Below are 12,200 nucleotides of genomic sequence, written 5' to 3' on the forward strand. Positions count from 1 at the left end.
CACCAAGCTTATTCTGCGACGAAGGTCGCCGAGGGTGCGGACGAGCGCAGCCGCTCCACGGCGTCCGAGAGCAGCCGCTTGCTGTGGGACGGGATGGGCAGCAGGGGACGGCGGGGAGCGCTCGTTCGCACGCCGCACACCTCCGCCAACGCGTAGAGCACCGACAGGGGCCGTTCCTGACTCATGAGGTGCATGAGGGGATGCAGCGCGGCGCTCCAGGCTGCGGCGTCGTCCGCGCGGCCCTCCGCGACGGCGCGGTGGAAGGCCACGAACTCGGGCGCGAGCAACGCCGCCATGCCGCTGTGCCACGCCGCGCTCGGGTACTCGTCCACGATGAGTTGATCGCGGCTCACACCGTGTACGGTGCCCGGTTCGGCCTGCTGCGCGAAGAGCAGCTGGCGGGAGTGGAAGAGCCGACCGGACGCCGCGGTGTCCTTGAACGCGACCACGTTGTCCAGCCACGACAGCTCCGAGGCCAGTTCCACGGGGTAGGTGAACCCGGTGGTGGTCGGGTTGTTGTACAGGCACAACGGCAGGGACATAGCGGAGGCGACCGTCTCCACCTGGTCCGCGATCTCCTGGGATACCAACGGGATGTAACTCACGGGGCTCAACACCAGGCCGTCGGCACCGTTGTTCTCGGCGGAGTACGCGAACTGCATGACCTCCCGCGTGGTGATAGCGGAGATCCCCACGCCCACGGGCGTCCCCGAGCCCGACGCCGCGTCCACAGCCGTGCGGACCACCTGCGCCCGTTCCTGGGGGCCCAGGTAGGCGAACAGACCGGAGGTCCCGAGTACCACGATCCCGGACACTCCGCTGCGCGCGAGCCGCGCGACACTACGTTCGAGGGAATCCAGGTCCAGCCCGCCACCGGGGAGCAAGGGGGTCACGGGGTAGGCGATCACACCGGAGAAGGTCATCGAGAACATGGACCCATTTTAGGTGACCCTAACCAGCTTTCCAGGACACCCAGCCCGTGCGTGACGTCGAGAACGAAGGGCGGACGGCGTCGTCGTCCGTGGTAACGCCCGGACGGGATCCCGCGCGCTGGAGCGGGCCGGGCGAGACGCAAGCCCGAAGGGCTCCGACGGTAACGGCCCGGGTCAGAAAATGGGCCCACCCACGAACGGGTCCAGGGCCACGCCTACGAACACGAAGGTGATGTAGGCGATCGAGCCGTGGAACACGTACATGGCCTGCTTGAGCGTGGGCTTGCCGACGCGGGCCAGGCCGTAGAGCTTGTGGCAGTGGTACGTGAACCAGCCGCCGGAGATCAGGGCGATCACACCGTAGACCCACCCGGCGTCACCCACGGGGATCAACAGCAGCGAGCAGATCACGGTGGCCCACGCGTAGAGCACCACCTGGGCGCCCACGGTGCGCGCGGTGTCCACCGCACCGAGCATGGGCACGCCGGCGCGGGAATAGTCCTCCGCGTACTTCATGGACAGCGGCCAGTAGTGCGGCGGGGTCCACAGGAAGATGAACGCGAAGAGCACGAATGCGGGCCACTCAAGGGTCCCGCGCACCGCGGCCCAGCCGATCAGTACGGGCATGCACCCGGCGATCCCGCCCCACACGATGTTCTGCGCGGTGCGGCGCTTGAGCACAATCGAGTAGAACACCGCGTACAGGGCGATGGCCACCACGCCGAGCACACCGCACAAGACGCTGACCCCCAGGGTCAGCCACGCGACGGACACGACCGAAAGCACCCACGCGAAGATCAGGGCCTCACGCTCCCCCACCTCACCGGTCACGAGTGGGCGCTTGGCGGTGCGCCGCATGAGCCGGTCCTCGTTGCGGTCGATGTAACAGTTGAACGCACCCGCCGCACCGGCCGCGAGCGCGCCGCCGACCAGGGTGTTGAGCACGAGCAAGAAATCGGGGACACCCTGCTGGGCGAAGAACATGGTGGGCACGGTGGCCACGAGGAGCAGTTCGATGATCCGGGGCTTCGTGAGCGCCACGTACGCTTTGAGCTTACGACCCAAGGTCATCCGGCCCTGATACCCCACGGGCTCCACGGTCCCGATGCGGGTCCCGGTCACTCCGTGTCCGTGCGGCGCGTGGGATCCGTGGGATTCCGGGTGCGTCGCGGTGTCAAGGTGATTCACGGAATCAATGCTCCAAAGAACGTGGGTGGCCCGGCCGTGCGCCGGGAGTGCCTGGGGCGGGTGCGCCGCACGCGCACCGATACCCGGTCATCAGTATAGCCGCCGGTCCCGGCCCACGCCGGGGTGATGTCCGGCACGCGCTTGTGCCCGTGGCGCGGGCCGCGGTCGTCCCTGCCACGCAGCGTCCCACCGGACTAAGGTTGATCCCGGAACATGCGTTCCGGGCCGATCGTCGCGGCCGAGTCCGCGGCGGAGTGTTCCGGATCGTGACCGCACAACCCGTCTAGGAAAGGGGCGCGTCACCGTGCCGAACCTCGATCAACCGTTGAACTGGACCGAGAAGGACGCCCGTGCGGTGGACACCGCGCGTGTGCTCGCCGCGGACGCCGTGCAGAAGGTGGGCAACGGCCACCCCGGCACCGCCATGTCCCTGGCCCCGGTCGCGTACCTGTTGTTCCAGAAGATCATGCGGCACGACCCCTCCGACGACCGCTGGACCGGGCGTGACCGGTTCATCCTCTCCCCCGGTCACACGTCCCTGACCCTGTACCTGCAGCTGTACTTCTCCGGCTACGGCCTGGAGATGGAGGATCTCGAGTCCCTGCGCACGTGGGGTTCCAAGGTCCCGGGCCACCCCGAGTACCGCCACACCACGGGTGTCGAGATCACCACGGGTCCGCTGGGCCAGGGGCTCGCGTCCTCCGTGGGTTTCGCGTACGCGCAGCGCTACACGCGCGGTCTGTTCGACGCCGACGCCGCTCAGGGCACCTCCCCGTTCGACCACACCGTGTTCGTGATCGCGTCCGACGGTGACCTGCAGGAGGGCATCACCTCCGAGGCGTCGTCGCTGGCGGGCACCCAGGAGCTCGGCAACCTCGTGGTGATCTACGACGACAACAAGATCTCCATCGAGGACGACACCAACGTGGCGTTCAACGAGGACGTCCTCAAGCGCTACGAGGCCTACGGCTGGGACACCACGCGCGTGGACTGGCGCAACGGCGGCGAGTACCAGGAGGACGTGCAGGGGCTGTACGACGCGATCGTCGCGGCCACCAAGGTCACGGACAAGCCCTCGATCATCGCCCTGAACACCATCATCGGCTGGCCCGCCCCCACCAAGCAGAACACCGGTGGCGTGCACGGTTCCGCGCTGGGCGAGGACGAGGTCGCCGCGACCAAGAAGATCCTGGGCTTCGACCCGGAGAAGTCCTTCCAGATCGAGCCCGAGATCTTCGAGCACGTGCGCGAGGTCGGCGAACGCGGTAAGCAGGAGCGCGCGCAATGGGAGAAGTCCTTCGCCGAATGGCGTGAGGCCCACCCGGACAAGGCCGCGCTGTACGACCGGATCAAGAACGAGGAACTGCCCGAGAACTACGAGGACGCGTTCCCCACGTTCCCGGCGGGCAAGGCCGTGGCCTCCCGCAAGGCCTCCGGTCAGGTCATCAACGCCATCGCGGACACCTTCCCCGAGCTGTGGGGCGGTTCGGCGGACCTCGCGGGGTCGAACAACACCACGATCGACGACGCCAAGTCCTTCATCCCCGAGGCCCGCTCCACGGCCCAGTGGTCCGGTTCCCCGTACGGCCGGGTGCTGCACTTCGGCATCCGTGAGCACGCTGCCGCAGCGATCGTCAATGGCATCGTGATGAGCAGCCAGACGCGCGCCTACTCCGGCACGTTCCTGATCTTCTCGGACTACCAGCGTCCCGCGGTGCGCCTGGGTGCGCTCATGCGCGTACCTTCGATCTACGTGTGGACGCACGACTCGATCGGCCTGGGTGAGGACGGTCCCACGCACCAGCCCGTGGAGCAGCTCTCCGCGCTGCGCGCGATCCCGGGGCTCGACGTCGTGCGCCCCGCGGACGCCAACGAGACCTCCGTGGCATGGCGAACCATCCTCGAGCACCACGAGCACCCGGCCGGGATCGCCCTCACACGCCAGGACCTGCCCACGTTCGCGCGGGAGGACCTTCACCCGGATCACGACGGCGAGAAGTTCGCCTCCGCCGAGGGCGTAGCCCGCGGCGGGTACGTCCTCGCGGACACCGAGGGCGCCCCGGACGTAGTGCTCATCGGCACCGGTTCCGAGGTCCAGCTTGCCGTCGAGGCCCGTGAACAGCTCAAGGCCAAGGGCGTGGCCGCCCGCGTGGTGTCCATGCCGTGCCGCGAGTGGTTCGACGCCCAGGACGAGGACTACCGCAACTCCGTGATCCCGTCCGACGTCAAGGCCCGCGTGAGCGTGGAGGCCGGGATCCGGATGTCCTGGAACGACCTGCTGGGCGATGCCGGACGCGCCGTGTCCCTCGAGCACTTCGGCGAGTCCGCCGACTACCAGACCCTGTACCGCGAGTTCGGCATCACCGCCGAGGCCGTGGCCCAGGCCGCCGAGGAGTCCATCGCCGCCGCTCGCTGAACCCCGTCCCACGTCGCAGGCGGCCCGCTCGGGCCGCCTGCGACGCCCCAAAACCCTTCGACGTGAAGTGAGGACATCATGACGACTCCCACCCAGAAACTCTCCGACGCCGGCGTCTCCATCTGGCTCGACGACCTCTCCCGCCAGCGCCTGACGAGCGGGAACCTCCAGGAACTGATCGACACCAAGAACGTGGTGGGCGTGACCACCAACCCCACGATCTTCGCCGCGGCACTCGCGGACGGTGAGTCCTACCGCGAACAGGTCGCGGAGCTCGCCAAGGCCGGCGCCTCCGTGGACGACGCCGTGTTCCGGATCACCACCGACGACGTGCGCGATGCGTGCGACCTGTTCACCCCCATCGCCCAGGCCACCCAGGGCGTGGACGGCCGCGTGTCCATCGAGGTGGATCCTCGACTGGCCCAGGACGCCGACGCCACGTCCGCAATGGCCCAGAAGCTCTCGCAGACCATCGACCGGCCCAACGCGCTGATCAAGATCCCCGCCACCGAGAAGGGCCTGCCCTCGATCGCGGCCACGATCGCGGAGGGCATCTCAGTGAACGTGACCCTGATCTTTTCGCTGGACCGCTACCGCGGGGTCATCAACGCGTACATGCAGGGCCTCGAGGAAGCGCTCGAGAACGGCAAGGACCTCTCCACGATCCACTCCGTCGCGTCCTTCTTCGTCTCCCGCGTGGACACCGAGATCGACAAGCGTCTGGACGCCGTGGGCACGGACGAGGCCAAGGCCCTGAAGGGTAAGGCGGGTCTCGCCAACGCGCGCCTGGCCTACCAGGTCTACGAGGAGCAGCTCGAGACCGAGCGTTGGAAGCGCCTGGCCGCGGCCGGGGCCAACCCGCAGCGTCCCCTGTGGGCGTCCACGGGTGTCAAGGACCCGTCGCTGCCGGACACGCTGTACGTGAGCGAACTCGTGGCCCCGAACACCGTGAACACCATGCCGGAGAAGACCCTGGACGCGACCTACGACCACGCCGAGATCACCGGTGACACCGTGACGGGGACCTACCAACAGGCCACGGACGTGCTCAATGCCGTGGCCGAGCAGGGGATTTCCTACGAGGAGGTCGTGGACCAGCTCGAGACCGAGGGGCTGAAGAAGTTCGACAAGTCCTGGGACGAGCTGCTCGCCACGGTGCGCACTGCCCTCGACGAGGCCCGCTGAGCCGAACCCAGCCACTGCGTCGCGGCTGCGATCCCGCGCCGGGCACCCGCCCGGTGAGCATAGGGTCGGAGCCGCGCCGCGGCGTCGTTGTCCGAAAACCACGTTCCGAGGAGGCTCCCCGTGAGCTCATTGTCATTGCAGGCGGCCGGCGCCGCGCGTGAGGCGATCGACACGCACGTCCCGCGTCTGGTCGCCGAGAACTTCGCGTCCAAACTCTTCGACCAGGACCCCGCGCTGTGGGGCTCCGCCGCGCAGGAGGAAGCCGCGATACGGCTCGGGTGGACCGACGCCGTGCGCGTCTCGCGCCCCCTGGTGCCCGAGATCGAACAATTGCGCCACGACTTCGCCCGGGAGGGCGTGACCCGTTTCGTGCTCGCGGGCATGGGCGGCTCGTCGCTGGCCCCCGAGGTGATCACGCGCAGCGCGGGGGTGGACTTATTCGTGCTGGACTCCACCGACCCGGAGATGGTCACCAAAGCACTCAAGGACCTCGAGCACACCGCGCTCGTGGTCTCCTCCAAGTCCGGGTCCACCGTCGAGACGGACTCCGCCCGGCGCGTGTTCGTGAACGCGTTCGAGCGCGCGGGCATCGATGCACCGTCGCGCGTGGTGGTCGTGACGGATCCGGGCTCCCCCATGGACTCCGCGTCCCGTGAGGCCGGCTACCGCAAGGTCTTCACCGCGGACCCGAACGTGGGCGGTCGCTTCTCGGCGCTCACCGCGTTCGGCCTCGTGCCGTCCGGGCTCGCCGGCGTGGACGTCGCGGCGCTGCTCGACGACGCCGAAGAGGCCACCGAGATGCTGCGCGAGGATGACGAGAACAACATCGGTCTGCAGCTCGGCGCCGCCCTGGGCGGGACGTCCCCGCTGCGCGACAAGATCGTGCTCGTGAACCAGGGCGCACCGTTCGTGGGCTTCGCGGACTGGGCCGAGCAGCTGATCGCCGAGTCCACGGGCAAGTCCGGAACCGGTGTGCTGCCCGTAGTCGTGAACGACGCCGCTCCCGAAGTGACGTCGGGCGCCCCCGACGTCCTGGTGGTCTCGCTCGTGGACGACGAGGCCGTCACGGAGGAGCAGAGCGAGGGCGTGCGCGTGGCCGGTTCGCTGGCCGGGCTCATGATGGCGTTCGAGGTCGCGATCGCGGTGGTGGGACAGTTGCTGCGCATCGACCCGTTCAACCAGCCGGACGTGGAATCCGCCAAGGTGGCCACCCGCGAGCTGCTGGCCACCAAGCCCGAGCCCTCCCCCGCCGCCGCCACGGACGGCGCGATCGAGATCCGTGGCAATGAACAGCTGCTCGACGGCGCCACGACCGTGCCCGAGGCGCTCGCCGCACTGCTCGCCCAGCTGCCCGAGAACGGCTACGTGAGCGTGCAGGCGTACTTCGACCGTCTCGAGTGGGCGCAGCTCGAGTCGATCCGCGATCTGCTCGCACGGCACACGGGCCGTCCCGTGACCTTCGGTTGGGGACCCCGGTTCCTGCACTCCACGGGTCAGTACCACAAGGGCGGCCCCGAGCAGGGTGTCTACCTGCAGATCACTGCGGCCACGGGCACTGACGTGGACATCCCCGGGATCCCGTTCACGTTCGGTGAGCTCATCGGCGCGCAGGCCGACGGCGACGCTGGTGTGCTGAGCGATCACCACCGTCCCGTCGTGCGGCTGCGGCTCACGGACCGGGCCGAGGGTGTCGCACAGCTGCTCAGGGTGGCATCGGAGCTGTGACCCGCCACCAACCGCTAACGAACAGGAACACGCGTGCCTGACAACAAGAACTGCAACCCGCTACGCGATCCCCGCGACCGGCGCCTGACCCGGGTCGCCGCGCCGTCGGCCCTCGTGTTGTTCGGCGTCACGGGTGACCTCGCCAAGAAGAAGCTGCTGCCGGCCATGTACGACCTGGCCAACCGTAGCCTGCTCCCGCCGGCCTTCTCCCTCGTGGGGTTCGGCCGGCGGGACTGGGACGACGCCCAGTTCGCCGAGTACGTCAAGGAACACGTCGCCGAGCACGCGCGCACGCCCTACAACGAGGACCTCTGGAACCAGTTCGCCTCGGGTCTGCGTTTCGTCCACGGCGAGTTCGACGACGACGACGCGTACCACCGGCTCGCGCAGACCCTCGACGAGCTCGACCGGGACCGGGGCACCCGCGGCAACCACGCGTTCTACCTCTCGATTCCGCCCAAGACGTTCGAGGTGGTGTGCCAACAGCTCGCGGACCACGACCTCGCCGACAGCGAGGACAGCACGGGCTGGCGACGCGTGGTCATCGAGAAGCCCTTCGGGCACGACCTTGAATCCGCGCGGGAGCTCAACGCGATCGTGGAACGCGTGTTCCGCGCGGACAGCGTGTTCCGCATCGACCACTACCTGGGCAAGGAGACGGTGCAGAACATCCTGGCGCTGCGCTTCGCGAACCAGATGTTCGAGCCCTTGTGGGACGCCCGCTACGTGGACCACGTGCAGATCACCATGGCCGAGGAGATCGGGATCGGTTCGCGCGCCGGCTACTACGACGGCGTGGGCGCGGCCCGGGACGTGATCCAGAACCACTTGCTGCAGTTGCTCGCGTTCACCGCCATGGAGGAACCCGCGTCCTTCACGGCGCACAACCTGCGCCGCGAGAAGGCCAAGGTACTCGAATCCGTGGTGCTGCCCGAGGACCTCGGGAAGCATTCCGCGCTGGGCCAGTACACGTCCGGGCTGCAGGGCGGGGACTACGTCAAGGGCTTCCACGAGGAGAAGGACATCCCCGCGGATTCCCGCACGGAGACCTTCGCCGCACTGCGCGTGGACATCAACAACCGCCGCTGGGCGGGCGTGCCGTTCTACCTGCGCGCGGGGAAGCGACTGGGCCGGCGGGTCACCGAGATCGCGGTGGCGTTCAAGAAGTCGCCCAACCTGCTGTTCCGGGACATGGACAACGACGAGTTCGGTCAGAACGCGATCGTGATCCGGATCCAACCGGACGAGGGCGTGACCATCCGCTTCGGCTCCAAGGTCCCGGGCACCCAGTCCGAGATCCGGGACGTGACCATGGACTTCGGTTACGGCCACGCGTTCACGGAGTCGAGCCCCGAGGCCTACGAGCGGTTGATCTTCGACGTCCTGCTGGGTGAGCCCCCGCTGTTCCCGGACCACTCCGAGGTGGAGCTGTCCTGGAAGATCCTGGACCCGTTCGAGGAGCACTGGGCCGAGCAGCGCGTCATGCCCGAGCCGTACGCGCCGGGTTCGTGGGGACCGGATTCGGCGCACGAGTTGATGGCCCGTGACGGGCGAGTTTGGAGGCGACCGTGATCGTTCAGATGGAGAACACCACCGCGGCGAAGATTGAGAAGAAACTCAATCAGTTGCGGGACGAGAACGGCGTGGTGACGCTGGGCCGCGTGCTGACGCTCGTGGTCCTGGCGCAGGCCGGTCACTCGGAGGTCGCGGTCGAGGCCGCGAACTACGCGAGTCACGAGCACCCGTGCCGGATCATCGTGCACGTAGCGCACTCCCGCACCGACGAGACCCGCTTGGACGCGCAATTACGCGTGGGCGGGGACGCCGGCGCGTCCGAGGTGATCCTGCTGCACGGCTACGGCGAGCTCGCCGAACCCACTGAGACCCTGGTCTCCGCGCTGTTGCTGCCGGACGCACCCATCGTGGCGTGGTGGCCGCACGACTTCCCCGAGAATCCCAGCACGAGCTCGATCGGGTGCATCGCCCACCGCAGGATCACCGACTCCTCGCGTGCGCCCGCCTCCTTCGAGTCCCTGGCACAACTGTCCCAGCAGTACCGCCCCGGGGACACGGACCTGTCCTGGACGCGGATCACCAACTGGCGCATCCAGCTCGCTGCGGTCCTGGACCAGGTGGGGCCCGTGAAGGTGCGCGAGATCGTGCTCGAGGGTTCCACGGTGGCCCCGTCCATGGTGCTGTTGGGGGTGTGGCTGTCCAGCAAGCTCGATGCCCCGGCGACCATCATCACCGACGACACCCGGCGGGGTCTCGACCGCGTGTGCCTGGTCACCGACGACGGATCGGTGCAGCTGCACCGCCCCGGCCGCACCGTGGCCGTGCTCTCCCAGCCGGGTCAGCCGGATCAGCAGATCGCCATGCCCGTGCGGGATCTCAACGCGTGCCTCGCGGAGGAACTGCGACGGTTGGACGCGGACGAGGTCTACGGCGAGGTCATCACCTCGGGGCTCGCGAGTGCCCGGATCACGACCCGCACCGTCGGTGAGGAGGCCGCGGAGCCTTCCGAGAACACCGCGGTGCAGGGCCACGATGCCTCAACTTCCGCATCGGCCGAGGGAGCCGGCGATGAGTGAGCCGTCCCGCCCGGAACCGCGACTCGTCCCGCACGAGGGTGACGAACGCCTTGCCTGGGACACCGCCCGGCGCGTCCTCGAGGTGCTCGAGCACGCCCAGGACGAACGCGGGGAGGCCACCCTCGTACTGACCGGCGGGAGCATGGGGACCCGCGTGATCGGTGAGCTGGCCGGCCACCCGGACGCCGCCGTGATCGACTGGTCGCGCGTGAACGTGTGGTGGTCGGACGAGCGGTTCCTTCCCGGTGCGGACGGCGAACGCAACGGTGTCCAGGCCGCGGACGCGTGGGGCGAGACCCACGAGCTGACGTGGGACCGCGTGCACCCCGTGGCGGGCTCGGACGAGATCGCGTCGGCCGATGCCGCGGCCGAGGACTACGCCGAGGAACTCGCCGCGGCGGCCGAGAACGAGGGATCCGACACGGGCCTGCCGGTCTTCGATCTGGCCCTGCTGAGCCTAGGCCCGGACACCCACGTGGCATCCCTGTTCCCGGGCCGCGAGGACGTCTTGCGCACGGACGCCCCGGTGTTCGCGGTCGAGGATTCCCCCAAACCGCCGCCCACCCGCGTCACCATGTCCCTACCAGCGATCAATTCCGCGCAGCGGGTCTGGTTGCTGGTCGCCGGTGCCGCGAAGGCCGGGGCCCTCGCCACGATCCGACGGCCGGAGATCACCGCGACCGAGGCCCCGGCCAGCGCGGTACGCGGGACCCGGGAGACCCTGTGGCTCGTCACGGAGGACGCCCTCCCGGGCATGCCCGAGGACCCCGACCCGGCCCCGGGCGGGACCGCGGGCTGAGCCCATGATCCCGGGCCCGGCCCGTCACCCGGCACGTACGGGACGACACCGCACCCCGGATACGACGACGTCGGCCCGGACCTTCACGGTCCGGGCCGACGTCGTCTGCTCTACTGAGTTCTTCTGCTGTGCCGAGTTCTTGTGCTGTGCCGAGTCGTGGCGACCGGATTAGCCGGTGGGCGTGCGGCGGGTCTCAGACCCCCGGGCCGCTGAAGCGCATCAGCAGGCCGTAGCTCACGATGGCCAGGACCCACACGATCGCCAGAACGGTGGTGATCCGCACCACGTTCTTCTGGGCGGCGCCGGAGGTGTTCAGCGACTGGGTCATCCCGCCACCGAACATGTCCGACAGACCGCCGCCCTTGCCCTTGTTGAGCAGGACGAACATGATGCACAGGATGCCGGTGACCACGATGATCACCTGGAGGGCGATCTGGAGGATCTCCACGAATAGCCTCGATTCACGAATCTCGGGGGCGGGTCAACCGTCAGTGATCGGAGGGGATCACTGGTCGGTGACCAGGTGCTGCTCGAACCGGGTAATCTTAGCAAATTCCTCCGCGTCCAGACTGGCACCGCCCACCAAGGCGCCGTCCACGTCCGCTCCCCCGAGGATGTTCGCGACGTTCGAGGACTTCACCGAACCGCCGTAGAGCACCCGCGTGGCCTTCGCGAAGTCCTCGCCGTACAGCGATTCGAGTTCCGCGCGGATCGCGTGCGCCATCTCCTGGGCGTCCTCGGGTCCGGCCACCTCCCCCGTGCCGATGGCCCACACCGGTTCGTAGGCCACCACGAGGCCCTCGAGCTCGCCGGCGTTGAGCTCCGCGAGGCTCCCGCGCAACTGCTCGAGCGTGTACTGCACGTGCTCACCGGCCTGGCGCTGCTCGAGACCCTCGCCGATGCACAGCATGGGGGTCAGGCCGTGACGGATCGCGGCGCGGACCTTGTCGCGGCACTGCTCATCGGATTCGGCGTGGATGCTCCGCCGTTCGGAGTGCCCCACGAGCGCGTAACGGCACCCAAGCTTGGCCAGGAACTGGCCTGAGATGTCTCCCGTGTATGCCCCGGAGTCCTGGTCGGAGAGGTCCTGGGCGCCGTAGGCGATCTGCAGTCCGTCGCCGTCCACGAGGGACTGCACGGAGCGCAGGCCGGTGAACGGGGGGAACACCGCGACCTCCACGCGGGAGAAGTCGTGCTTGGCGTCCTTGAGCGTCCACGCGAGCTTCTGCAGCAGGGCGATGCCCTGCGTGTGGTCCATGTTCATCTTCCAGTTGCCCGCGATCAGGGGCGTGCGGTCGAAGACACCGTTGGTCTGGGTGGTCATGGCTGGATCTCCTTCGGTCGTGCGGCGTGGCTGTGGACGG

At 68.6% G+C, this 12,200-nt stretch carries 10 protein-coding genes; 6 read left to right on the forward strand and 4 right to left on the reverse strand.

Annotation, left to right across the window (positions count from 1 at the left end; genetic code table 11):
* Nucleotides 1-8 precede the first annotated feature (8 nt).
* Together RF646_RS04610 and RF646_RS04615 are read right to left on the reverse strand one after the other, a co-directional pair.
* Nucleotides 9-932, reverse strand: coding sequence for a dihydrodipicolinate synthase family protein (locus RF646_RS04610; protein ID WP_085107486.1), 924 nt, complete (start codon nucleotides 930-932; stop codon nucleotides 9-11).
* A 174-nt stretch (nucleotides 933-1,106) separates the two neighbouring features.
* Entirely contained in the window at nucleotides 1,107-2,054 is a 948-nt protein-coding gene (locus tag RF646_RS04615) for a heme o synthase (protein ID WP_368835332.1), read from the reverse strand.
* A 370-nt stretch (nucleotides 2,055-2,424) separates the two neighbouring features.
* Between RF646_RS04615 and tkt the strand changes: the two genes are divergently transcribed.
* From tkt to pgl, 6 genes are all read left to right on the forward strand, one after another.
* Nucleotides 2,425-4,536: a transketolase gene (gene tkt, locus RF646_RS04620; protein ID WP_085107489.1), complete on the forward strand. Its 2,112-nt coding sequence runs from the start codon at nucleotides 2,425-2,427 to the stop codon at nucleotides 4,534-4,536.
* A gap of 78 nt (nucleotides 4,537-4,614) precedes the next feature.
* Nucleotides 4,615-5,721 (forward strand): transaldolase, encoded by a 1,107-nt coding sequence (tal, locus tag RF646_RS04625; protein WP_131332898.1) that lies wholly within the window; start codon nucleotides 4,615-4,617, stop codon nucleotides 5,719-5,721.
* A gap of 120 nt (nucleotides 5,722-5,841) precedes the next feature.
* Nucleotides 5,842-7,446, forward strand: a complete 1,605-nt coding sequence (locus tag RF646_RS04630; protein ID WP_368835333.1) for a glucose-6-phosphate isomerase — start codon at nucleotides 5,842-5,844, stop codon at nucleotides 7,444-7,446.
* Nucleotides 7,447-7,479: 33 nt separating this feature from the next.
* Nucleotides 7,480-9,018 carry a glucose-6-phosphate dehydrogenase gene (zwf, locus tag RF646_RS04635; RefSeq protein ID WP_064845169.1) on the forward strand — a complete coding sequence of 513 codons (1,539 nt, stop codon included), beginning with the start codon at nucleotides 7,480-7,482 and terminating at the stop codon, nucleotides 9,016-9,018.
* Complete coding sequence (locus tag RF646_RS04640; RefSeq protein WP_368835334.1) at nucleotides 9,015-10,037, forward strand: glucose-6-phosphate dehydrogenase assembly protein OpcA; 1,023 nt, start codon at nucleotides 9,015-9,017, stop codon at nucleotides 10,035-10,037. Before zwf ends, RF646_RS04640 begins: the two co-directional genes overlap by 4 nt.
* Entirely contained in the window at nucleotides 10,030-10,836 is an 807-nt protein-coding gene (gene pgl / locus RF646_RS04645) for a 6-phosphogluconolactonase (RefSeq protein ID WP_144996623.1), read from the forward strand. Before RF646_RS04640 ends, pgl begins: the two co-directional genes overlap by 8 nt.
* A 193-nt stretch (nucleotides 10,837-11,029) precedes the next feature.
* On the opposite strand, the gene secG is transcribed toward pgl, so the two are convergent.
* Entirely contained in the window at nucleotides 11,030-11,284 is a 255-nt protein-coding gene (gene secG / locus RF646_RS04650) for a preprotein translocase subunit SecG (protein WP_035962057.1), read from the reverse strand.
* Nucleotides 11,285-11,341: 57 nt separating this feature from the next.
* Complete coding sequence (gene tpiA, locus RF646_RS04655; protein WP_035962058.1) at nucleotides 11,342-12,160, reverse strand: triose-phosphate isomerase; 819 nt, start codon at nucleotides 12,158-12,160, stop codon at nucleotides 11,342-11,344.
* Between the last annotated feature and the right edge of the window lie 40 nt (nucleotides 12,161-12,200).

The organism is Kocuria sp. CPCC 205261, from assembly GCF_040981025.1.
Taxonomy (GTDB): domain Bacteria; phylum Actinomycetota; class Actinomycetes; order Actinomycetales; family Micrococcaceae; genus Kocuria; species Kocuria marina.